Source organism: Methylobacterium radiodurans, from assembly GCF_003173735.1.
Lineage (GTDB): Bacteria > Pseudomonadota > Alphaproteobacteria > Rhizobiales > Beijerinckiaceae > Methylobacterium > Methylobacterium radiodurans.
This window is the reverse complement of sequence record NZ_CP029551.1, coordinates 1,183,733-1,206,442: the sequence shown is the minus strand read 5'-3', so window position 1 is coordinate 1,206,442 and position 22,710 is coordinate 1,183,733. Positions and strand designations below refer to the sequence as shown.

General features: G+C 70.4%; 22 protein-coding genes. 12 read left to right on the top strand and 10 right to left on the bottom strand.

Annotation, left to right across the window (positions count from 1 at the left end; all coding sequences use genetic code 11):
* Positions 1–2,133, bottom strand: coding sequence for a S9 family peptidase (locus tag DK427_RS05345; protein WP_109950356.1), 2,133 nt, complete (start codon positions 2,131–2,133; stop codon positions 1–3).
* A 332-nt stretch (positions 2,134–2,465) separates the two neighbouring features.
* Here DK427_RS05345 and DK427_RS05340 point away from each other — a divergent pair, with 332 nt between their 5' ends.
* Positions 2,466–3,344: a DUF6456 domain-containing protein gene (locus DK427_RS05340; RefSeq protein ID WP_245930812.1), complete on the top strand. Its 879-nt coding sequence runs from the start codon at positions 2,466–2,468 to the stop codon at positions 3,342–3,344.
* A gap of 47 nt (positions 3,345–3,391) precedes the next feature.
* Here DK427_RS05340 and DK427_RS05335 read toward each other — a convergent pair whose 3' ends face one another.
* A complete protein-coding gene (locus tag DK427_RS05335; RefSeq protein ID WP_109950355.1) occupies positions 3,392–3,814 on the bottom strand; it encodes a SufE family protein in 423 nt (140 codons plus the stop codon).
* A gap of 66 nt (positions 3,815–3,880) precedes the next feature.
* Positions 3,881–4,918, bottom strand: a complete 1,038-nt coding sequence (locus DK427_RS05330) for a PAS domain S-box protein (protein ID WP_109950354.1) — start codon at positions 4,916–4,918, stop codon at positions 3,881–3,883.
* A 280-nt stretch (positions 4,919–5,198) separates the two neighbouring features.
* Between DK427_RS05330 and DK427_RS26965 the strand changes: the two genes are divergently transcribed.
* Together DK427_RS26965 and DK427_RS05320 are read left to right on the top strand one after the other, a co-directional pair.
* On the top strand, positions 5,199–5,810 hold the full coding sequence (locus DK427_RS26965; RefSeq protein ID WP_245930811.1) for a hypothetical protein: 612 nt from the start codon (positions 5,199–5,201) through the stop codon (positions 5,808–5,810).
* Complete coding sequence (locus DK427_RS05320) at positions 5,719–7,035, top strand: DNA-packaging protein (RefSeq protein ID WP_425452549.1); 1,317 nt, start codon at positions 5,719–5,721, stop codon at positions 7,033–7,035. The genes DK427_RS26965 and DK427_RS05320 overlap by 92 nt, the downstream gene beginning before the upstream one ends.
* 52 nt (positions 7,036–7,087) lie before the next feature.
* Here DK427_RS05320 and DK427_RS05315 read toward each other — a convergent pair whose 3' ends face one another.
* Positions 7,088–7,774 (bottom strand): DJ-1/PfpI family protein, encoded by a 687-nt coding sequence (locus DK427_RS05315; protein WP_109950352.1) that lies wholly within the window; start codon positions 7,772–7,774, stop codon positions 7,088–7,090.
* A 461-nt stretch (positions 7,775–8,235) separates the two neighbouring features.
* Entirely contained in the window at positions 8,236–8,514 is a 279-nt protein-coding gene (locus DK427_RS05310) for a hypothetical protein (RefSeq protein WP_109950351.1), read from the bottom strand.
* A gap of 162 nt (positions 8,515–8,676) precedes the next feature.
* Here DK427_RS05310 and DK427_RS05305 point away from each other — a divergent pair, with 162 nt between their 5' ends.
* The 3 genes from DK427_RS05305 to DK427_RS05295 are packed head-to-tail and all read left to right on the top strand — an operon-like array spanning position 8,677 to position 11,624.
* Positions 8,677–9,843: a phage portal protein gene (locus DK427_RS05305; protein ID WP_109950350.1), complete on the top strand. Its 1,167-nt coding sequence runs from the start codon at positions 8,677–8,679 to the stop codon at positions 9,841–9,843.
* A 12-nt stretch (positions 9,844–9,855) separates the two neighbouring features.
* Entirely contained in the window at positions 9,856–10,365 is a 510-nt protein-coding gene (locus tag DK427_RS05300) for an HK97 family phage prohead protease (protein WP_245930810.1), read from the top strand.
* On the top strand, positions 10,362–11,624 hold the full coding sequence (locus tag DK427_RS05295; RefSeq protein WP_109950349.1) for a phage major capsid protein: 1,263 nt from the start codon (positions 10,362–10,364) through the stop codon (positions 11,622–11,624). Before DK427_RS05300 ends, DK427_RS05295 begins: the two co-directional genes overlap by 4 nt.
* Before the next feature lie 19 nt (positions 11,625–11,643).
* On the opposite strand, the gene DK427_RS05290 is transcribed toward DK427_RS05295, so the two are convergent.
* The 3 genes from DK427_RS05290 to DK427_RS05280 form a co-directional block, all read right to left on the bottom strand.
* Complete coding sequence (locus tag DK427_RS05290; protein WP_109950348.1) at positions 11,644–12,183, bottom strand: PAS domain-containing protein; 540 nt, start codon at positions 12,181–12,183, stop codon at positions 11,644–11,646.
* A 475-nt stretch (positions 12,184–12,658) separates the two neighbouring features.
* Positions 12,659–13,522 carry a S1 family peptidase gene (locus DK427_RS05285; RefSeq protein ID WP_109950347.1) on the bottom strand — a complete coding sequence of 288 codons (864 nt, stop codon included), beginning with the start codon at positions 13,520–13,522 and terminating at the stop codon, positions 12,659–12,661.
* Between the two features lie 93 nt (positions 13,523–13,615).
* Positions 13,616–14,362: a trypsin-like serine protease gene (locus tag DK427_RS05280; protein ID WP_109950346.1), complete on the bottom strand. Its 747-nt coding sequence runs from the start codon at positions 14,360–14,362 to the stop codon at positions 13,616–13,618.
* Positions 14,363–14,402: 40 nt separating this feature from the next.
* On the opposite strand from DK427_RS05280, the gene DK427_RS05275 reads away from it, so the two are divergent.
* From DK427_RS05275 to DK427_RS26075, 5 genes are all read left to right on the top strand, one after another.
* Positions 14,403–14,966 carry a head-tail connector protein gene (locus tag DK427_RS05275; protein ID WP_109950345.1) on the top strand — a complete coding sequence of 188 codons (564 nt, stop codon included), beginning with the start codon at positions 14,403–14,405 and terminating at the stop codon, positions 14,964–14,966.
* Between the two features lie 16 nt (positions 14,967–14,982).
* The gene (locus tag DK427_RS05270) at positions 14,983–15,336 is read left to right on the top strand and encodes a head-tail adaptor protein (RefSeq protein ID WP_109950344.1); all 354 of its coding nucleotides are present in this window, start codon (positions 14,983–14,985) and stop codon (positions 15,334–15,336) included.
* Positions 15,333–15,743 (top strand): DUF3168 domain-containing protein, encoded by a 411-nt coding sequence (locus DK427_RS05265; RefSeq protein ID WP_425452548.1) that lies wholly within the window; start codon positions 15,333–15,335, stop codon positions 15,741–15,743. Before DK427_RS05270 ends, DK427_RS05265 begins: the two co-directional genes overlap by 4 nt.
* A 920-nt stretch (positions 15,744–16,663) precedes the next feature.
* Positions 16,664–16,825 carry a hypothetical protein gene (locus tag DK427_RS26080; RefSeq protein WP_162559688.1) on the top strand — a complete coding sequence of 54 codons (162 nt, stop codon included), beginning with the start codon at positions 16,664–16,666 and terminating at the stop codon, positions 16,823–16,825.
* 80 nt (positions 16,826–16,905) lie between these two features.
* Complete coding sequence (locus DK427_RS26075) at positions 16,906–17,463, top strand: hypothetical protein (RefSeq protein ID WP_162559687.1); 558 nt, start codon at positions 16,906–16,908, stop codon at positions 17,461–17,463.
* 724 nt (positions 17,464–18,187) lie between these two features.
* Here the strand turns inward: DK427_RS26075 and DK427_RS05260 are convergent.
* Both DK427_RS05260 and DK427_RS05255 read right to left on the bottom strand, forming a co-directional pair.
* Complete coding sequence (locus DK427_RS05260; RefSeq protein WP_162559686.1) at positions 18,188–18,805, bottom strand: hypothetical protein; 618 nt, start codon at positions 18,803–18,805, stop codon at positions 18,188–18,190.
* Between the two features lie 288 nt (positions 18,806–19,093).
* Complete coding sequence (locus DK427_RS05255) at positions 19,094–19,678, bottom strand: hypothetical protein (RefSeq protein ID WP_109950341.1); 585 nt, start codon at positions 19,676–19,678, stop codon at positions 19,094–19,096.
* 139 nt (positions 19,679–19,817) lie between these two features.
* Between DK427_RS05255 and DK427_RS26960 the strand changes: the two genes are divergently transcribed.
* Positions 19,818–22,688 (top strand): SEC-C metal-binding domain-containing protein, encoded by a 2,871-nt coding sequence (locus DK427_RS26960; RefSeq protein ID WP_245930809.1) that lies wholly within the window; start codon positions 19,818–19,820, stop codon positions 22,686–22,688.
* Positions 22,689–22,710 lie beyond the last annotated feature (22 nt).

Sequence of the window (22,710 nt, the reverse complement as noted above, 5' to 3'; positions counted from 1 at the left end):
TCATGCCTTCCCCACCGCCATCAGCGCGAAGGCGTAGATCAGCCCGACCTCCTCCAGCCGGTCGAAGCGCCCGGCCGCGCCCCCGTGGCCGGCCTCCATGTTGATGCGCAGGATGACGGGGCCGCCCCCCGTCATGGTGGCGCGCAGGCGCGCCACCCACTTGGCCGGCTCCCAATAAGTCACCCGCGGGTCGGTGAGGCCGCCGAGCGCCAGGATCGCCGGGTAGGCCTTCGGCGCCACGTTCTCGTAGGGCGAGTAGGACAGGATGGTGCGGAAGGCCTCCTCGCTCTCGGCCGGGTTGCCCCATTCGGGCCATTCGGGTGGCGTCAGCGGCAGGTCGCCGTCGAGCATCGTGTTCAGCACGTCCACGAAGGGGACGTCGGCCACGATTCCCGCGAAAAGTTCGGGGGCGAGGTTGGCGACGGCGCCCATGAGCATGCCGCCCGCGCTGCCGCCATGGGCCACGATCTTCTTCTCGGCGGTGTACTGCGCCGCGATCAGGGCGCGCGCGCAGGCCACGAAGTCGGAGAAGGTGTTGGGCTTCTTCTCGCGCTTGCCGTCGAGGTACCAGCGCCAGCCCTTCTCGGTGCCGCCGCGGACATGCGCGATGGCGTAGACGAAGCCGCGATCGACCAGCGAGAGCAGGTTCGTGCGGAAGGCCGCCGGCATCAGCGTGCCGTAGGAGCCGTAGCCGTAGAGGAGCAGCGGCGCGCTGCCGTCCAGCGGTAGGTCGCGCCGGTGCAGCAGGGAAATCGGCACCTGCTCGCCGTCCGGGGCCGTGGCGAAGAGGCGGCGCGTGACGTAGGCCGCCGGGTCGTGTCCGCTCGGCACGGTCTGGCGCTTGCGCAGGACCCGCTCGCGGGTGGCGCAGTCGTAGTCCCAGGTCTCGGCCGGCGTCGTCATCGAGGAGTAGACGAAGCGGATCACCGGCGTGGCGAAGGCGTGACCGGACTGAAGCCCCAACGAGTAGGCCTCCTCGGCAAACGCTACGGCGTGCTCCTCGGCGGTGCCGAGATCGCGCACGATGATGCGGGGCCGGGCGTTCTCGATCTCCAGGCGGACGAGGTGGTTCTCCAGCAGATGGAGGTGGCGGATCATCACGCCGGCCCGGTAGGGCACGAGATCGCGCCAGTGTGCGCGGCCGGGCGTCGCCAGCGGCGCGGTGACGATCTTGAAGTCCTCGGCCCCATCCGCGTTGGTGAGGATGTAGAGGTCCGCGCCCCGGTGCTCGACCGAGTAGATCAGCAAGGGCTCGCGCGGCTGCACCACCCGCAGCGGCGCGTGCGCGGCGTGCCGGTCGAGCAGGTGGACCTCCGAGGTCTCGTGGTCGCTCGCCGTCACCGTGAGGTAGGCGCCGGACTGCGTCTGCCCGATATGGACGAAGTAGCCGGGATCCGGCTCGCTGTAGACGACCTCGTCTTCGCTCTGCGCCGTGCCGACCCGGTGGCGCATCACCTTGGCGGGGCGGTGGTTGGCGTCGACCGCGACGTACCAGAAGCTCTGCCCGTCGCCCCCCCAGACGGCCTCGCCGGAGGTGGCCTCGACCCGGTCGTCGAGGTCCTGCCCGGTCGCGAGGTCGCGCACCCGGATGGTGTAGAGTTCGGAGCCCTTGGTGTCGGCGCTCCAGGCGAGGCGTCCGTGATCGTCCGCGTGGACCGCCGCCGCGATCTCGAAGAAGGCGAGCCCCGCGCCCTCGCGGTCGCCGTCGATCAGGATCACCTCGTCGGTCTCGGCGCCGAGATCCTCCGGCCGGCTCGGGTCGCGCGGGCGGCGGCAGACCAGCGGGTGCTGCCCGCCCTCGCGGTGGCGGGTGTAGTAGCTCCACGGCCCGTCCGGATCCGGCACGCCGCTGTCGTCCTCGCGGATGCGCCCGCGCATCTCGGCCACCAGCGTCTTCCGCAAGGGCCCGACCTCGGCCAGCATCGCCTCCGCGTAGGCGTTCTCGGCGTTGAGGTAGGCGGCGATGTCGGCGGGAAGCGCGGCCGGGTCCTTCAGCACCGCCTGCCAGTTCTCGGCCTTCAGCCAGGCGTAGTCGTCGGTGATCTGACGGCCGTGCACCGCGTAGGCGTGCGGCCGGCGCTCGGCGACCGACGCGTCGGAGCGTGGCGGGAAGGCTGAACTCGTCGGGGCCATGCTGGGCTGTCGCTCACCGGATCCGGATACGGAAGGAGACAGGTGAACCTGTCTCCGCCCGAGGACAAGATGCGCGCGCCATGTCCGGTTCAGGAATGGATCGAGCCGGGTCGGCGAAAATATCTCTCAGGTTGCTTTTTTCCAGGACAGAAACGAACCGCATTCAGTCATGCGAGTCTCCGCAAGCCTTGACGCGGCCAGGCTTGGATACACGATCATGGTCGATCCAGGAGCGGGCCTGTGCATAACCGAAATGCGTCAAGCCTTGACTTGGGACGGTGTTCCAGCAACCTACGGTCGCCAGCACGGCGCGTTCTGATTTGGAACAAAGCATGAACAAGAACACCGTCGATCGAGGTCTTCGGCGCAACCAGGGTCCGACCCGGCCGGCCCAGGGCGCGATCACCCGGGCCGCGGAACGGCTGCTCGCGGCGCTCGCGCAGCCCGGTGCCTACGCCTTCGCGGATCCGCTCGACGGGGCCGCGCTGATCGTGCGGTCGGGCCGGGAGGGCATCTCGCTCGGCGGCGGGCGCTTTCCGGTCGCAGCCGGCGAGCAGCTCCTGGCGCAGGATCTTGTTCGGCCCGAACTTGAGAACCGGCGCCATCTCGTCCTCGGCCCGGCCGGCCGCGCCCGCCTGCGGCGTGAGGCGGCACCCGAGGGGAGCGCCTTCCTGGCCCAGCATCTCGACCTCGTGCCCGAGGAGGAGCCGGCGGGAGCCAACGCGGCGGCACCTGCGGCGCCGCGCCTGCGCGACGCCTCCGAGAGCCCGGTCGCCTGGATGGCCCGGCGCCGCGGCAGCGACGGGCGGCCGCTTCTGGAGCCGGCCGCCTTCGAGGCGGGCGAGCGGCTGCGCCGCGACATCACGGTCGCCCGGATGACGCCGCGGCTCGGCGTGAACTGGGGCGCGGAGCGGGTCGACGGCTCCGGCCCGCGCGACCCGGCCGCGGCCTCCGACGCGGTGGTGGCGGCCCGCCAGCGCGTGCGCGGCGCCCTCGACGCGGTGGGCGGCGACCTAGCCAACCTCCTGATCGACCTCTGCGGCGAGCTGAAGGGCCTGGAGCGCATCGAGGCCGAGCGGCGCTGGCCGGCGCGCTCGGCCAAGGTGGTGGCGCGCATCGCCCTCGGGCGGCTCGCCGAGCATTACGGCCTGGAGCGCGCCGCCACCGGCCCGGACCGCGCCCGGATGCGCCTGTGGCGGGAGAGCGCCTGAGGGTGCGGCCCGTCCTCGGGGTTCCCGGGGGCCGCCAGGCACGGCGTTCAGGCCGTGAGCCGCGCCGCGTCGCGATTGATGCGCTCGACCATGGCGCGCACGCCGTTCGAGCGCTTCGAGGTCACGTGGGCGCCGAAATGCAGCTGCCGGAACAGGTCGAACCCGTCCGTCTCGGCGGCCTCGCGCGGGCTCTTGCCGGTGTAGAGCGCCACCATGAGCGCCACGAAGCCCTTGACCACGAAGGAGTCGCTGAACCCGTGCAGGACGAGTCGCGGTCCCTCCGGTGTATCGGCGACCGCGGTGTCGATCCAGACCTGGCTCTCGCAGCCGTGGACGCGGTTCTCCTGCGTGCGCAGCGCCTCCGGCATCTCGGGCAGGGCGCGGCCGAGCTCGATCAGGTATTCGAGGCGCATGTAGTCGTCCTCGATGAACGCGAAATTCTCGATGATGGTCGCGATCGGGGGAAGCATCCGGGCCTGCGTCGTGCTGCGGGGGTCGGGGCCTATATAGGCGGCGCGCGCCCGCTGCGAACCGGGTCAGGTCCGCACGCGCGCCTCGGGCAGGTGCAGCAGGAGGGGATCGGCCGCCGTCGCGGTCCCGCTCACGGCGATCTCGGCCTGGGCCGCGTAGGCGGCGATCAGGCGGGGCCCGAGCTTCGGCACGTTGGGCCGGCCGGGCTGGTCCGCCTCGCTCGCGCCCGAGACGATCGAGAGCCGCACCGGCGCGCCGGCCCCGGCCTGGATCTCGATGGTGATCGGGCAGGCGACCGATTCCGCCGTGGCGTCCAGGCACTCGGCCACGACCTCCGCCACGATCATGCCGAGCGCGTTGGCGGTGCGCGGCTCGACGAGGCCGGTCCCGGTGCCGCCGACCTGCACGCTGATCCGCCCGGCGCGCCGCAGCTGGCCCAGGCCCGAGGCCAGCCGATGGAGGTAGTCCTTGAGGTCGATGCTCGCGATGTGGGGGGCCTCGTGCAGGTGCTGCTGCACCAGCGCGATCGCGCGGACCCGCTGGCCGAGCGCCTCGAAGGACCCGCGGCAGGGATCGGGCGCGGCCCGACCGTAGAGGCCGATCAGGCTGACCATCACCTGGAGGTTGTTGCGCACCCGGTGGTAGACCTCGGCGAGCAGCGTCTCCTTCTCGGCGAGCGCGTGCTCGATGTGCTCCTCGGCATGCTTGCGGTCGGTGATGTCGAAGCAGGAGCCGAGATAGCCCAGGAAGCGGCCATCCTCTACGAGCGGGCGTGCCGTATCGAGGAGCCAGCGATAGGCTCCGTCGTGCCGGCGCAGGCGGAACTCCACCGTGAAGTGCGCGCGGGCGGCGAAGGCGTCGGCGACCACGCGCGCGTGGCGCTCGAAATCGTCCGGATGGAGACCGCGGCGCCAGTCCTGGGCCAGCTCCTCGTCGAGGCTGCGCCCGGTGAATTCCAGCCAGCACTCGTTGTGGTGGATCGGCCGGCCCGATTCATCGGAGCGCCACATCATCAGCGGCACGGAATCGGCGAAGCGCCGGAAGCTGTCGCTCAGTGCGGCGGTCTCGCCCACCCCCGCGCCTCCTGGTGTCTCGACCGCCATGCCGTTCCCAACTCGGACGCCCGCGCCCTGGCCGCCATGCAGACCGGCATGCGCGGGTGGGCGCCGGTCAACGTGTCGGGATGAGCGCCGTTCCCCGCCTCTCAGGGCACCGGCCCGGACCGCGACGGGCCTAACATAGATCAGGGCGCCATGTCTTCGTCGAAACCACAGGGTTCAGCATGATCTGTATTTTGACCTATGATATGCTTTTTGTCATTGACAGCGCGACGCTCCTGGGTTAGGGTACAGGCATTCTCCAGAAGTGTGACGAGAGACGGCGATGCAGCGGGTCAGCCCCTACACGCCGGAGCAGCGTGCAGAGGCCGAGCGCCTCGTGCGCGAGTCCGCGCGCCCCATGACCGCCATCGCGGCCGAACTCGCCATCAAGACCGGCACGCTGCGCGGCTGGGCCGCCGCCGGTGGCTGGCGCGCAGCGCGGCCAGGCCCGGTGAACCCCGCGGACCAGCCGGCCGCCCGCCGCGAAGTGCCGACGCGGATCGATCGTGAGGCTCGGATGGCGCGGGCAGATCTCGCGCCGCCTTCGCTCGACCCGGCCCACGCGGCCGACGGGCCGGCGCTGCGGGCAGCGCTCCGCGGCCACGTCGCCCGCCAGATCGCCGCCTTCGACGCCGCGCTCGCGGCGGGCGGCCCGGCGGTGATCGACTCGGCCCGGGTGCTGCGCGACCTCGGCGGGCTCAAGCGGCTCCTCGACGAACTGGCTCTGCCTCAGGAGGGCGGCGATGCGGACGGGTACGGCGCCGACGACCTCCCCGCCCTGCGCGCGGACCTCGCGCGCCGCCTTGGCAGCCTCCCTGGCAACCGCGCACGCGGCGGATCTAGAGGATGCGCTGAGCACCCTGCCGCCCCCTGCGCTGCGGGCTCTGGCGCGTGACTGGCTGCTCCAGGCCAGGGCCGACCAGCTCCCCCCCTGCCCCGCGGCGGAGCCCTGGACGCTCTGGGCCGTCGTCGGCGGGCGCGGCTGCGGCAAGACCCGCACGGGGGCGGAATGGGTCGACGCGCTGGCCCGGGGCGATCCGGCCTTCACGGCCGAGCCCGTCGGGCGCATCGCCCTGGTGGCCGAGACCTTCGCGGATCTGCGCGAGGTGATGATCGAGGGACCCTCGGGGCTCTTGGGCATCCCGGCCCGTGGCCAGCGTCCCCTCTGGCAGCCGAGCCGCCGCCGGCTCACTTGGCCGAACGGCGCGGTGGCGCAGGGTTTCTCTGCGGAGGATCCGGACTCGCTGCGCGGCCCGCAGTTCGGCGCCGCATGGTGCGACGAGCTGGCGAAGTGGCGCCAGCCCGAGGCGGCCTTCGACATGCTGCAATTCGGCCTGCGGCTCGGGCGCCACCCGCGCATCCTCGTCACCACCACGCCGCGGTCGATCCCGCTGCTGCGCCGTCTGCTCGCCGACCCGCGTACCGCGGTGAGCCGCGCCCGCACCCACGACAACGCCGAGCACCTCGCCCCCGCCTTCCTGGAGGCGGTGATGGGGCGCTACGGCGGCACCCGGCTCGGTCGGCAGGAACTCGACGGCGAGCTGATCGAGGACCGCGCGGACGCTCTCTGGAGCCGGGCCGGGATCGAGGCCGCCCGGGTTGCGGCGGCGCCGCCGCTCGCCCGGATCGTGGTGGCGGTCGATCCGCCGGCGAGTTCGGGGGCCCGCTCCGACGCCTGCGGCCTCGTCGCCGCGGGTGTCGCAGGCGAGCACGCCTACGTCCTGGCCGATGCGAGCCTGCAGCGTGCCACGCCCGAAGCCTGGGCCGCCGCCGCGCTCGCGCTCTACCACCGCCTCGCGGCGGATTCTCTCGTGGTCGAGGTGAACCAGGGCGGCGAGATGGCGGCCTCCGTGCTGCGGCAGTGCGATCCGGCCGTTCCGGTCACGCCTGTGCGGGCCACGCGGGGCAAGTTCCTGCGGGCCGAGCCGGTCTCGCTGCTCTACGCTCAAGGAAGGGTGCACCATGTCGGTGCTCTCCCGGCCCTGGAGGACGAGCTGTGCGATTTCGGGCCGGAGGGTTTGAGCGGAGGCGGCTCACCCGACCGGCTCGACGCACTGGTCTGGGCGGTGACGGGGCTGCTGCTGGATGGCGGCGGAGTGCCACGGATCCGAGGGCTCTGACGCGGCGGATCGGGCGGAGCCGCGCGATCCGCGCGATGCAGTCCCCGCCCGGTCAGGCGAGGCGCTCCGCCGCCTTCCGCGTCGCCGCCCAGCGCTGCTCCTGCCGCCCCTTCGCCCGCGCCTCCGCCTGGGCCACCAAGTCCGGCCCGGCGCCCTCCGGCGAGCCCGCCGCGAAGGGCGGGGCCGGGTCGTACTCGATGCCGAGCTGCACCAGCTTGGCGGCCTCGGGGCCGCAGAGCTCGGCGACGACCGTGAGACCGAAATCGATTCCGGCCGTCACGCCGCCGCCGGTGATCCGGTCGCGGTCGCGCACCACGCGCTCGGCCACCGGGATCGCGCCGAGCAGCGCGAGCTGGTCGCGCGACATCCAGTGGCAGGCGGCCCGGTAGCCGCGCAGCAGGCCGGCCGCACCGAGCACCAGCGAGCCGGTGCAGACCGAGGTGGTGAAGCGGGCCCCCGCCGAGGCGCGGCGCAGGAAATCGAGCGTCGCGTCGTCGTCCATCAGCCCGACCTGGCCGCGGCCGCCGGGCACGCAGACCACGTCGAGGGGCGGGCAGTCGGCGAAGGTCGTGGTCGGGACCATGCGCCAGCCCGCGCTGTTCGCGACGGGCTCGCGCGTCTTCCAGAGTAGGTGCAGCTCCGCGCCCGGCACCGCGCCGAACACCTCGGCGGGCCCCGCGAGGTCGAGCTGCATCAGGTCCGGGAACATCAGGATGCCGAAGCGCAGGGGTGCGGCCATGATCGTTCTCAGCCCACAGGATCGCGAGCCCGCACGATGGCGCGCCGTTGCCGCGGCGGCAAGGACCTGCTTCCGCGACATGACGTGGTTGATGATCGTGTCGGCGTGGCCGGCCGAGAGGCGCGTGGTCAGGTCAGCTCGCGCACCCGCAGGAGGCTGGGCAGGCCGGCCTCCCCGCAGCGGATCTGCGTCTCATCGCGCCGAGGAGCGTCGCGCGCACCTCCGTCCAGGCGCCCGCCTCCGCGGCGAGCCCCTCGCACGACGCCGGATCGCGGCCGCGAGGGGCTTGGCCGGATTGCTCCGACCTCGGGGCGCACGCGTCCATGCCTTGTATCGCTCAGTGAGCGCGCTTCCGGCGCGTCCCGAAGGCGCTGACGGCCGCCAGGAACGCGAGGCTCCCTGACAGGCGGCGCCGGCCTTGTCCCGGGCGGGTGACGGGCGCGACGACGCGCCCGCCGACCTCAGCGCCCACCGCCGCCGCCCTGGGGCGCGACCCGCGAGGGCTGGCCGGCATTGCCCGCGGCCGCCGAGTCGTTCGAGATCACATCCGCGGGCCGGCCGGTCGGGGAGTAGTTGACGGCGCCGGGCTCGCCGGTCGCGCCGGTCTGGCGCGTCACCACACCCGGCGCACCGGGCGGGACCACGACCGCGGTGCCGGTCGGGGTCTCGATCACCGCCTGCGCCGAGGCCGGCAGGGCGAGTGCGGCCGCGGCGACGGCAGCCAGGAGAATCGTCTTCATCGGTCGGTCTTTCGATCTGTGGCCGCGGAGGAATTGCGTCCCCGCGTACGTCCCGACCAGGAACATCGATCGCGCACAAAGGATCCGCTGCATCCGTGTCGCACCCTTCACGGGTGCGAGATCGGCGTCCGCTCCGCCCAACCGAGAGAGGTCGAGACCCGCATGCCCACCCTGCTCACCCGGCTGGCGCGGGCCGCCGGCTACGGGCCCGCCGCGCGGCGCGGCGCCCCGGATATCGCCACGAAGGGGCTCGCCGGCCCGCAGGTCGCCCTCTACGGCGGCGGCCGCGCCTCCTGGACGGCGCGCGACGCGACGGCCCTGGCCCGCGCCGGCTACGCCCGCAACGCCGTGGTGCACCGCGCGGTGCGCCTCGTGGCCGAGAGCGCGGCCAGCGTGCCGCTGGTGCCGGCGGGCGAGGGCGGCGACGCGCTCGCCGCCCTCGTCGCCCGGCCGAACCCGCGCGAGGGCGGGACCCGGCTTCTCGAGACGCTCTACGCCCGGCTCCTGCTCGGCGGGAACGCCTATCTGGAGCAGGTCAGCCTCGACGGCGTGCCGCGCGCCCTGTTCGGCCTGCGGCCCGAGCGGGTGCGGGCGGTGCCGGGCCCGGACGGTTGGCCCGCCGCCTACCTGTACGGCGAGGGGACGCGGGGACGCCGCTATGAGCAGGCGGGCCCGGTGCCGCCGATCCTGCACCTCGCCCTGTTCAACCCAGAGGACGACCTCCTCGGCCTCGCCCCGATCGAGGCGGCGGCCACCGCGCTGGACATCCACAACGCCGCGGGCGCCTGGAACAAGGCGCTCCTCGACAATGCCGCCCGGCCCTCGGGCGCGCTGGTCTTCGGCGGCCAAGCCCACCTCTCGGAGGCGCAGTTCGACCGGCTGAAGGGCGAGCTAGAGGCGAACTACCAGGGCGCCGCCAATGCGGGTCGGCCGCTCCTGCTGGAGGGCGGGCTCGACTGGAAGCCGCTCGCGCTCTCGCCGAAGGAGATGGACTTCGTCGAGGCCAAGCACGCGGCCGCCCGCGAGATCGCCCTGGCCTTCGGGGTGCCCCCGCTCCTGCTGGGGCTTCCCGGCGACAACACCCACGCGAACTACGCCGAGGCCAACCGCGCCTTCTACCGCCAGACCTTGATCCCGCTGGTGCGCCGCACCGCGGAGAGCCTCGCGCACTGGCTCAGCCCCGCCTTCGGCGAGGCCGCCCTGAAGCCCGACCTCGACCGGATCGAGGCGCTCGCCGCAGAGCGGGAATCGCTCTGGCGACGGGTCGGCGCGGCCGATTTCCTCTCGGCCGCCGAGAAGCGCGAGGCCGTGGGCTACGGGCCGGCCTGAGGGAGAGCCATCATGGCGATGCAGACAGCGACGCATCTGGCGTTGCGCACGGACGGTCTCGTCACCGGCTATGCCAGCCTGTTCGGCCTGCCCGATCTCGGCCGCGACATCGTCGCGCCGGGCGCCTTCGCGGAGAGCCTCCGGGCTCGCGGGGCTGCCGGCGTGCGGATGCTGTTCCAGCACGACCCGGCCGAGCCGGTGGGCGTCTGGCTCGACATCCGGGAGGACGGCCGGGGCCTACGGGTCGCGGGCCGCCTCAACCGCGCGGTGCGGCGCGCCCGCGAACTCGATGCGCTGATCCGCCAGGGCGGGCTCGACGGGCTCTCGATCGGTTTCCGTACCCGCCGTGCCGCCCCTGACCGGGCCGGCTACCGGCACCTCCGGGCGATCGATCTCTGGGAGATCTCGCTCGTCACCTTCCCGCTTCAGCCGGAGGCGCGGCTCGACGCCCCCCTCGGCCTCAAGATGCGCGACCTCGCCCGGCGGATCGCGCCCGCCAGCCTCACCGGAGAGAGAGCATGACGCACGCCGAGACCTGCCCCTACGAGACCAAGGCCGGGCTTCCCGGCACCGTCGGCGGGGACGCTCACGCGGCCCTCCACGACCTCGCCCGCGCCTTCGACGCCTTCAAGGCGGAGAACGACACCCGCCTCGGCCAGATCGAGCGCCGCTCCGCCGTCGATCCGCTGACCGAGGAGAAGCTCGCCCGCATCGACCACGCCCTTGACCAGGCCCGCACCCGCCTCGACCGGCTCAGCCTGGACCGGGCGCGCCCCCCGCTCGTCGGCGGGCCGGCGCCGCGCGACGCCGTCGCCGAGGAGCACAAGGCAGCCTTCGATCTCTACGTCCGGGCCGGCGAGAGCGGCGGCCTCAAGGGCCTGGAGGCCAAGGCGATGTCGGCGGGCTCGGGCCCGGACGGCGGCTACCTCGTGCCCGGGACGGTGGAGCAGGAGGTGCTGCGCCGCCTCACCGAGCGCTCGCCGATCCGGGGCATCGCCGGCCAGCGCACCATCTCGGGCGGGCTCTACAAGCGCGCGGTCGCGACCGCGGCACCGGGCGCCGGCTGGGTGGCCGAGACCGCGCCGCGCCCCGAGACCGCCGGGCCGGGGCTCTCCGAGATCGCCTTCCCGGCGATGGAGCTCTACGCCATGCCGGCGGCGACGCAGACGCTCCTGGACGACGCGGTGGTCGATCTCGACGCGTGGCTCGCCGACGAGGTCGAGACCGCGTTCGCCGAGCAGGAGAGCGCGGCCTTCGTCACCGGCAACGGGGTGAGCCGGCCGAAGGGCTTCCTCGCCTACGACACCGTCGCCGAGGCCGCCTGGGTCCCGGGCAAGCTCGGCTACGTCGCCACGGGCGCGGCCGGAGCCTTCCCGAGCGCCAACCCGGCCGACGTGCTGATCGACCTCGTCTACGCGCTGAAGGGCGGCTACCGCCAGAACGCCGGCTTCGTGATGAACCGGCGCACCCAAGGGGCGATCCGCAAGCTGAAGGACGGTGACGGCAACTACCTCTGGCAGCCGCCCGCGAGCGCCGGCGCGCCCGCGACCCTGATGGGATTTCCCGTCACCGAGGCCGAGGCGATGCCCGACATCGCCGCGAACAGCCTCGCGGTGGCCTTCGGCGACTTCCGGCGCGGCTACCTCGTGGTCGACCGGGCCGGCCTCAGGGTGCTGCGCGACCCCTACTCCGCCAAGCCCTACGTGCTGTTCTACACCACGAAACGCGTGGGCGGCGGGGTGCAGGACTTCGCGGCGATCAAGCTCCTGAAGTTCGCCTGAGGTGGGGTGCGCCGCCGCTCTAGTGCGAGCGGCGGCGCACCAAGTGGCGGCCGATCTCGAGGAGCAGCGCGTCGATGAGGAGGCGCAGGAACGGCTTGCCGCTGCGGTCGATCGCCTCGCGGGCGGCGATGCAGTGGTCGGCCGCGACCTCGAGCCAGTCGCGCGGCTCCTCGCTCCCGGCCGCCGGGTCCCGGTGGCGGTGCGTGGTGTCGATGTACATGCCGTAACCGATGCCGCCCGCGCCCTCCGCGGGTAGGCGGCCCTGATTCAGAACCCAGCGCACGCTGCCGCCCGGCCCACGCACGCGGAATTCCGCCGTGAAAGGGCCGCCCGAGCGCCGGGCCCGGCGAATGTGCGCGAACACCCAGTCGCGGTCGTCCGGATGGATGCGTCCGAGTGCGACGTCGAGGGGAAGCGGCTTGCCGGCCAAGCCTGCGTCGCCCGCCATCAGCGCAGCGGCACCGTCGTCGAGGATCGAGCGGCCAGCCTCGACGTCTGTCTGCCATGTGCCGATGATGCCCGCCGCCTCCAGGGCCGGGGGAAAGGATCGGTCGGTCATCGGGGCACGTTGTCCGGGACTGCTCACCTCGCCCGGGAGAGCCGGGTTCCGCTTCGGAAAGTGCCACGAGACGGTTCGGACGGCCAGCCTAAATCTTGATCGCGCGCGGCAGGTGCGCGCATCGGTCTAGGATTTCGGACTATGCTAGCCAGAGCAGGGTCGCTGCTTCTCGCGAGGCCTTGCCGCATAGATGCATCTGCACCTATTAGGACCGGACATTTGCCTTTGTCTATCAGCACGCGATCGAGAGTGATCGCACACCAGGCGGGAGAGGCGCCGCGATGCGTGTGGACGGAGCGGCTTGCACATCTGATGACGGCTGCCGGCACGCGTGGTCCTGACGCGCGGAAGAGGCTAGGACGAGCGCCCGTGACGACCTCCGGCTCTCCCCGCCGCCATCCTGCGGCCGCGTAAGCGGAGCGCGGGTGACGGCGGAGAGCGGGGCCTGCGCGGCGAACGGCGCCAGGGACGGGCCTCAGCGCTGGCGCGGGGGCCGGGCCATCCAGTCGGAGGAGCGGCTGCCCCGCGCCGGCACGGCGGCGCCCACCTGTACCTGCGAGAGTTCGGCCGCGCGCGCGGCGATCCAGCCCGCATGCTCGGCCACCGGCGTCACCGCCGTGAAGCCGCCGCAGGCCGTACGGCGGCGGCCGTTCTGCTGCAGCGCGCCGCTCGACCAGCTCACCACGCCGACGATGCGGTAGCCGCCGGGGCCGCCGCTGAGAATCGGGCCGCCGGAATCGCCCAGGCACGCCCCGGCGCCCGCGGTCTCGGCGAAGCGGCGCCGGTCGGTCACGACCGTGACCCGGTTGGCGACCTGCAACGATCCGATCGAGACGAGGTGGGCTTGGCGGAGCGTCCGGGCGGTGTTGCGGCGGTTCTCGGCGACGACGCCGAAACCCGCGATGTCGACCGCGTCTCCAGTACCGATCGAGCCGGCGCCGCGCGGATCCAGCGGCATGAACTCCGGCCCGAGCGGCTGGGCGAGCTTCACCAGGGCGAGATCGACGCCCGGCTGCTCCTCCGGCGTGGTGCCGGGAACGAATTCGGGATGCATCGTGGCGGCGACAACGCCGATCCGGCGCTGGCGGAAGGCGCGGTCCACCGCGATCACGCTGTAGCCGGCCCGGTGCATCACGCAGTGGGCGGCGGTGAGCACGAGGTCCGGCGCGATCAGGGTGCCGGAGCAGATCTCCCCTTGCGTGCTCTCGACCCGCACCACGAAGGCGCGGGTGCCGTTGGGGTCGCGCGAGACCTCGCCCTGGATGACCGCCTGGGCCGAGCCCGGGAGCAGACCGAGCAGGGCGCCGAGCGCGGCCGTGCGAAGGGTGGTGGCGAGCATCAGGCGTTCCCCAGGATACGCTGTCGAGCCTAGCCCAAGCCAATTCCCTGGCCAAGCTGCGGTTCCGTCCGCCGGCCCCCCGCAGCTTCCCGCTCAGTCCTGCCAGCGCGCGGCGAGCCCCCAGCCGCCGAGCGTGCGGTCGATCCAGGCGCGCTGGGGGCCGAGCAGCACGCCCTGGGTCAGGCCGCCGCAGGCGCCGCCGATCCAGGCGCTCACCGCCACGACCGCGCCGCCGGCACTCGTGATCGGCCCGCCCGAATCCCCCGCGCAGGCGCCGGCCCGCGCACCTGCGGCCCGCAGCCAGACCAGGATCCGGCTGGGGCCGTGAGGCTCGACCACGGGCAGCGCCACGCTGCGGAAGGTGCCGGTGGAGCGCGGGTCGCCGGGCTTGGCCGCGCCGTAGCCGGCGAGGTCGAGGCTCGCGCCGGCCCGCGGCATCGCGGCGCTCAGGGTGGCGGGCGCGAGGCGCGCCGGCAGGGGGGCGGCCGTGCGCACCAGCGCGAGGTCGATCGAGCGGCGCCGGCCCGCGATGGCGCCTGCGTCGTAGGCCGGATGGACCGCGCGGGCCTTCAATTCGGCCAGCACCGGCTGCCCGGCCTCGTCCCGGTAATGCACCCGCTGCTCGAGGTTCGGCGCCGCGCAGTGGCCGGCCGTCAGCACCGCGTCCGGGGCGAGCACGACGCCCGTACAGAGGCTGCCGTTCGAGGACAGCACCATCACGGCGCTGCCGGCCGGCACCTCGGCGCCCCCGACGACGGCGCCGGCCGGCCCCGAGGCCAGTCCGGCGATCACGATCCCTGCGCCGAGCGGCCGCACGAGGCGGCGCGTGGTCCGGGTCATTCGACAGTCCTTGCGCAAGCTGAACCGGAGGAGCGGCCCGATGGTCCCGATACGCGTGGAGGCCGGCGTCGTCGAGGCGCCGGAGCCGGTAACGCTCGCCGAGATGCGGCTCTACCTGCGGCTCGACCCGGACGACGCGAGCGAGGACGCCCTCGTGACGGGCCTTGTCGCGGCGGCACGCGCCAGCCTGGAGGCGGAGACACGCCGGCTGCTCAAGCCGGCGCGCTTCCGGGTGGTGCTCGACGCCTGGCCGCGCGACCGGCGCATCCCGCTGCCGCTGAGCCCGCTCGTCGGCGTCCTGCGCCTCGGACTGGCGGGGCCGGACGGCTCCGTGGAGGCGCAGGAGGCGAGCCTGCTGCGCGTCGGCCCGGACCCGATCGAAGCGCCCTGCCTGCTGGTCGATCCCTTCACTCCCGCGCCGGTCGGCCGCACGATCCTGATCGAGGTGGCGGCAGGCTACGGCGGCGGCGGCCCGGTGCTGCCCGCGCCCTTGCGCCTCGCGATCCTGCGGCTCGCCGCCGCCTGCTACGAGCACCGCGGCGACGAGACCGAACCGCCCGACCCCGCCGCGCTCGCCACCCCCTTCCGCCGCCTGCGCCTCTGAAACCCGGGAGAGACCCATGCCCCACACTGAGGCACGCCCGCCCCTCGGGGCGCGGCGGCGGCGCTTCGTGCTCGAACTCCCGGTTGAGGAGCCCGACGGGTTCGGCGGCGTGCTCCGGCGCTACGTTGCCGGGCCTGTGCTCTGGGGGGCGATCAGCCCGGTCGGCGCGGCCGAGCGCCTGCAGGGGGGCCGCGCCGATCGCCTGCCGACCCACCGCATCACCCTGCGGACACGCCCGGGCGTCACCCCGGCCGCCCGGCTCGCGGCCGGGCCCCGCCGGTTCGCCGTCCGCCAAGTCGAGGCGGGGGCGCGCGACCTTGTCTGCCATGTCGAGGAACTGGTCGAGGACCGGACCGGAGGTGCGTGGTGAGCGGTCCGCTGCTCGCGTTGCGCGCCGCCCTGATCGGGCTGTTCGCGGCCGACACGGGCCTCGCCCGCCTGATGGGCGGCCGCGTCCGGATCCACGACGAGCCGCCCCCCGGGGCGCCACCGGTCTACGCCCTGTTCGGCCCGGCGGAGATGCGCGACGATTCCGTCGACGGCGCGCTGCGCCACCGGCACAGCCACGCGCTGATCCTCGTGGCCCGGCCGGGCTCCGCCCGCACCGCCCTCGACGCCGCCGACCGCATGGCGGCGCTCGTCGCCCAAAGCCCTCTGGCGCTCGCCGGCCACACGCTGGTGCTCTTGCGCGCCGCCGGCATCGCGGTCCACCGCGACGAGCGCTCGGGCGAGGCCCGCACGACGCTCATGCTCGAGGCCGTCACCGAGACTCCGTGAGGCCAGCGCCCGTCCCGGTTTCGAAAGGCCTGAGGCCTTTTGCGGGTGCAGGGCAGAGCCCTGCCGGCTTCCCGCATCCGGCCCAGCCGGATGCGGGAAGCCGACACCGGGGCTACGCGCCCCGGACCCCGCCCAAGAGCCTCAAGGTCCTTGGGCCTCCCCACCACGTGGAGACATCGATGAGTGCGCAGAGGGGCAAGGACCTCCTGATCCGGGCCGGGGACGGCGCGGGCGGATTTGCGGCGGTGGCTGTAAAATGACCCAAAGTTAGCCCGTAGCAGCTCCAGCGGAGTACTCACGATTGCGTCTTGTAAATCGCCCGCACGAGGGCTCCTGGGTCACTTGGCACGCATAGGTGTAGGCGTTAGCCCGCAGAAGCAGGCCAGCATCGTGAGGTCAGCCGGATCGAGGACTCGCGAGCAGTCGCACTCACCACCATCTCGGGGACTTCCGCTCGCCGAAGCTTGGCAGCCCACCATCGTGTCCCCAAGGATGGCATTGCCTCATCCTCGCACCAGCAGCCACTTTCCTGACGCACGCCCGGCCACTGCATGGCGCTTTCCGCCGGGGCCACTGGCCATTGAGAAAAAACCTCTGGTGGGAAGAAGAAAATCAAGGCGAGGGACGCCTGAACGAACCCCAAGAAGAGTAGGACGAAGGCTGATGCCAACCCAGGGGGAGAGCAGCGAGGGTACCTCGCCTCGATTCCAGATGCAGGCCTCAGCCGACACATGAGCTGGTTGCGTGGAGAGGCACATATTGCTACGACGCGCGAACCATCGCGCTAACGAACCGTTGAGAAGGGCGTGTTCAAAGAGCGACAGGAATCGGAATGGCCTTCGGCCGGCCGATTTCCGCTCGACAGCGCGTACCTGAGTGATACACTTTCATTACCAGCACCCAAGAGGGAGCAGGGAAGAATGTCCGAGAAGCCGAAAACAACCGACGCGCAATATCTCGCCCAGTTTTCCGAATCGCCCTACGGCTTCCGCGCTAACAAGCGCGTCGTGGTCGAAGGCAAGTCGGAGCTGAAAGGCTCCTGGCGTCGTGCCTTGGCTTCGGGTGAGGCCAAGGCCGCCTGACACCATACCTGTCGTGTAGTTCCGAGGTTGGGGCGCAGCAATGAGCTGCGCCCTTCGTATTTGTGCGCCTGAGGCAAGTGATGGAAGTCCGGCTAAGAGAAGGTCTGACGGGAGATTTCTTCGAACGTATCCAAAACAAGGATGTATTTGAAGCGGAGCTCTACGTAGATTTCTTTGACCGAGCCAATGAAATGGGCGTCCTTGTCAGTTGGAACAAGCGAAACGCGCTAGACGCCTTTTTTGAATGGACCCAGGATCTGAAACGCCTGGATTATATTGAGAAAAAACTCGACAGACCAGATCATCTGAAATGCGCAGCCTATCTTATTTATTGGCTGTGCCGCTCTTCTCCGGTATCGAATTTCGTATTCGAGGACGATATTAATGAAGAAAAGGAATTCATGCTGAAATATGGGCGCGAGTACCTTGCGTTCGATCTTGGTTATCGCGCCGCACAGCTCTACGAGCGCAAGGTAAACAATCGAGATTTAAAAGAGGATGCTTTTCCGCTCCACTCCTCAATGAATGACGTTTGTAGAACGGACTTCATCGAAACGGCTTGCCACGTCCTAAAACTCAAATTTGTAACTCCGGACGCAATACTGCTTGTCCTCAAGGCTGTCTTCTTGCGCCCCTGATAGGGCAAGATGGAGCGAACGATACCGTTCCAAGCGCCTGATCGCCGGGTATCCCGCCACAATCCCGACCCTGTGGATGACCGGGATTTTCGTCGCCTCTCGCGAGAGCGGCAGCATCACGCTTGATAACGGCCTCCCCGTCGAGCGCATCGTCCGAACGACAGATCCATATCGTCAGATTGCGATCACGGCCCCAAATCCCGATCGTCTAAAGCCGACGCGATCCACGCCGCGATGAGCGCAGACGCCACGCGACGCATCGCACGTCGGGTCGCCTTCGGGAGCGATGTCGGCGTGCTTGAGGAGGGCCGAGCCCAGCTTCAGTTCCGATCGAGATCGATCGGATCGACGCGGTCCCGAACGCACATCGGGCCAGCCCGCACACATCCCTGATGCAACGCTATCGAAGCGCCGTCCGAAGCCGGGAGCCGATCACTCAGCGGATCGCAGTCACGACCGCCCTCACAAGGCGATATCGGCGCCCATTCCCTGCCCTCCAACGAGTGCTGACGCAGCAGCGCCTCGAACCAGCTCTTGACTCACGCAGTCTCACTGGCGCGGGAGCGGGTTCGCGTCTCGCCGACTCGGCGGCGATGGAAGGTTCACGAGGCCGAGCGATTGTCCCACTCCTTTGGACGACGCCTAACCACGACCATTCCGGTGCCGCTCAGGACCGCCTCCTCTCGCCGCTGGGCGTGTGGCCGGCGGAATCCATGCGCCCGGATCAGCGCCGGGCCGGACCGTCGTCGTTCAGCTCCTTCAGGGTCGCGATAGTTTCCTTGAGGCTCGCGTTTCCGAGACGGAGAGCGATCAGGGCCACCTTCGCGGCCGCCAACCTCGCCGCGTCGTCGCCGTGAGGGTCGAGCGTTCCGGCGATCCGACGAATCAGCTCCGTCATGGTCCTGATATCGCGTGCGTTCCAGACGACGCGGACGGGATCCATGAAGATCAAGATCGCGGTGACTGCCGAGCCGGTGATCGCGACCGCGGCGGGCCAACTCGGCAGCAGTGACGTCAGCAACAGCGCGCAGAAAAGCGCCATCGGAGCGACGACGTAGTATGTCGCGGTACTGGGGTTCACCTTCACGGCGTCAGCCGCTCCAACGCGTAGGACGTCGCCGTGCCATTCGAGGAGCTCCCGTCGTGCCTCCATCTCGGCATCGGACGTTTCCCTGGCCAGAACGTCGACGGCGTCCTTCAGAGACGCCATATCCGCGACGGTCTCCCGCAGGATCTCCGACACCTTCGGACCGGCGATCAGATAGGTCAGCGTCACCGCCACCCCCAACTGGAACACCGATTGGTAGCTGGTGGCGTCGACCCACCCGGAAATCGGATTCATGTCGTTCGGCCTCTGCCTCTTCACTTCGACAGACGGCATAGGACCGCGGTACGGAACGACCGGTTTCCGCTGGCGACCATCCCCAGGTGTTTTGCGGGTCGAGCGGCGCGTCGACGCAAACCGCGCTTCCAGGCCGGACGACCGACGTGGTCGCGGGATAGACATCCTGCCTGTCGACGAGGAGTCGGGTATTCGTACCGCACGCCGCAGGTTTCCCGTCCGACGCAGCCGCGCGTCGGTCGGAACCGGAACGGCGGACGTCCCACCGACGGTCAAGGCCCCGGATCGTCAGCGCCCGGTTGGCACGCGACGCGTCCGCGTCGCCGACGTGGGTGACACGAAGGCGTCCTGGGTCGAGCTCGCCCACGATCCGAGACCGCGATCGGCATCCGTGCGCGTTCCGACGGAGCGTGGGCGCCTCAACCCGAGGATACGATCGAAACCCGTACGTAGAATCTCGATACGACGAGCGGCGGGGTCCTCCATGAGCGTGCCCCTGAGTGCCACCAGGCCATCCATCCCGTAAAGCGCGGTCACGAGGCAGAGAAGGAGTTCCAATCCTCCGTCGGCCGCCAACGGCCAAGTCGGCGCGCGATTCGAGATCGGGAGGGCGACTTCGATCTCGTCGTCCTTGCGTCCCATCGAACGACAGGGTTGAGCGTGATAGTAGTTGTGGTTGTCTCCTTCCTCAGGTGTCTCGAACCGGTAGCCGACGAAGGCTGTGTGGCGCTTCTTGCGCGGCGCGTCCTCCGTTTTGGGAAAGACGGCTTGGGCGGACCACAGGCCGTAGTAGAAGTCGAACGTCGGAGACGCACCCGCGCAATCCCACCGATAACGGTCAGGGACCGTCCCGACCCGCGCGTCGCGACGCATCGGCCGAACCGGAGAAGGCGTCCGGCGCTTCGCGCGAATGACGTCGGCGTCGTCTCGTCGAGCGGCCGACACGCGGAAGTCAGGCGTCGGCGGTCCTACACTGTCGAGAGGGCGCGGTCCGGATGACGGAGATGCAGAGGTGACTCAGACGACGCAACGAGGGATCGAGGTGCTGGATCCGGCCCAGCTGGTTCGGATCGAGGCCGTGCATCGCGGATTTCTATTCCAGCACTTGTACACCGTGCAGTGCCTACTGTCGGCAGCTGCATTATCGATGGAGCGCATCTGGGTCGAGAGCGACGAAGACGTCGAAGTGCGACTACCAGACCATCGTATCTACGTCCAAGTGAAGCACCGGAAAGCGTCGCTCGCCTGGAACGACATCGAGGGAGCCCTGAACCGCTTCCACGACTTGCGCGCCTCGCACGAACGCGGCGAGCGCGACGGGAAACCTGCCTTCCTCATCATCAGCAGCGCCGCCCCCACTGCTACCCTAGCCGCCAAGCTCGCCGCGGCCGATTGGCCGGACGATGTTCGCATCGACTGGCCGGCCTCCGATCGGGAGGCACGAATCCTACCGGCCCCACAGTCGTCGCTTCTCGAAGCAGCCGAAGCGGCCTGTGAGATGGCAGAACGCGTGCCTTTCGCCACGCTAGCTCCGGAAACCCTCGTCTGGAAACTGGCCGGCCTCGTGTCGCTCGCGGCGACGGGCGACGCAGGCAGCCTGGATCACGTATTTCGTGTCGACGAGTTGCCCGGTCTGTTCGAGCAACTCGTCGTGCAGCTGCAGGATCTGCCACTGCCACCGTCCCCCTATCGGGTCCAGAGACACGAACCCGAATTGTCCACGGGAGAACGGGTCAGGCTGATCGTCGGCTATTCGGGATCCGGAAAAACCTCATGGCTGGCGCAATCCGCGCGACACGCCCCGGGCGCCTTGGTCTATCTCGACGTCGCCGACACTCCTGGCGCCGCTCTCGCCAACACCATCGCGCGGGAAGTCGCGGGTCGGCTCTACGGGACGGGGCGCGGCCTAGGCGAAATTCTCCTGCCTGGCGCGTCCGGACGTGAAATCCTCCAACTCCTGTCCCGCCGGGTGGCCGAGCGAGGAGAAGCTGTCACGGTCGCCCTGGACAACGTCCACCGGCTGCCCGCCGACGATCTGATCGGGGCGGTCCGGTCCGGACGGGATGTACGCTTCGTCCTCCTGGCGCGTCCGGAGGGCGAGATCACGACGATAGAGGCCACCCTCGGAATCACTCGCGAAGCCCTGCTGGGTTGGACCCCGGATACGGTCGCGGCGATCGCTCACGCCCAAGGCTGCCGAGGCGATGCAGCCGATTGCGGACGCCTGATCGAACTTACCGGCGGGCTTCCGCTGTTCGTCCTGAACGCGATTTCGGTGGCCGGATGCGATTACGACGGATCGGTAAAACGGCTGTGTGCCGAGCTCTCCCAGTCGGCTCATAGCAGGGAAATCGCCCAGGACCTCGTGCTCGGACGGGTTTTCGATCGGTTGCCCGAGGCGGTCGCGGACGTCGCGGAGCTGCTCAGCCTCTGCGACACACCGCTCACAAGGGATGAGGTACGATCCTTCGGCGTGGCGGCGGGCGGCCCCGATCGGCCGATATTCGACAGCGCCCTCCGTCGCCTGACGAGCCAAGGCCTACTGCAGGTCTTCGCGGAAGACCGTATCAAACTCCACGATGCGGCACGCACGGTGGGGAAGGGTCGACTGCTCCTTCACGGCCCCGAGATCGTTAGAGCGAGACAGGAAGCGTTGCGAGTCGTCGTCCAAGCTAGCCTCATGGAGAGCTGGCATCCCGCGAAGCTTTCGCTCTTCCTCCGACTGACCGGAGATGTCGGCCGCTTCGACGTCCTGGTCGAGTTGGCTACCGAAGAGCTTTTCCACGAGATGGGCGTCTGGCCCGAAGTCGAACCCTATCTGGAGGATGCGGCGCGGGATGAGGCCGTTCCACCCGAGCAACGGATCAAGGCGCTCGACGCCCTCGCGTTCGCCGACTTGAAGTCGGGATCGGGCCGCGCCGCTGCGAGGCTCGATCGGATGGATGCCCTGGTCGTGGCTCACGATCTCGGCGTCGAGGAGCAACTTCGGGTGGGCATGAAGCGGATGAACCTCCGTGCCGGCGAAGGCGATCGCGGCGGAACCATGCGCCTGGTGGCGGACCTCGCCCCCGTCGTCAGAGACATCTCGCGCACGCACGAACGTGTGTTCGAATACAATGTCGCTTGCGCGGAGCTCATCCTCGGCGACGCCGCCGCCGCGGAAGAACGAGTCCAGCCGCTGATCGCCGAATACTACGAACTGATCGGTCTGACGCCCGAGATGGTAATGGGAAACAACGCTCCCGATTTGGAACCGATGCTTAGGAAGGGGACCGACGTCGACGACGTCAAGCATCTCGCCGACTCTCTGGACGTACTCGCCAAAGCACGTGACGCTCAGGGATTGCCGGCGCCCTTCGTTCGGATTCACGCTCTGAAGTTCTACGATTTGGCGCGCGCCCCGGATTCCTTGTTCCGCGTGGGCCAGGATCTCGTGGATCAGTTCGTACGCATGAGCGACTTCCACGGCGCGCTCGGGATCCTGGAGACCATCATCCTCCCGCAGCTGCAGCAATGGAAACTGGCGGATTACCTGATTTCCGTCCGGTCTCAATACGCGGTCGTTCTCGCCTATTGTGCACGCCATTCCGCCGCCGCAGCCGAGCTGGAGCGCCTAGAGCCCTACAGGGCCGGTCTCCCTCTCGAAGCGCAGCGCGAGTTCGAAAGTCAACGGGAGTTGATCGAAGAACTCCGCGAGTTCGGACCGCCGCCGGAACGGCCCCCCCGACGGGACCTAGTCGAAAGCCGGGCGAGTCATCGGCGCAATGCGTTGTCGACCTCGTACTCGCTGCCTCTTACCGCCAGAGAGAAGATCGGCAGAAACGAGCGCTGCCCTTGCGGCTCGGGGAAGAAGTACAAACTGTGTCATGGCCGTCGCGGCTAGATCCAGCGCTGGGAGCGGCTCT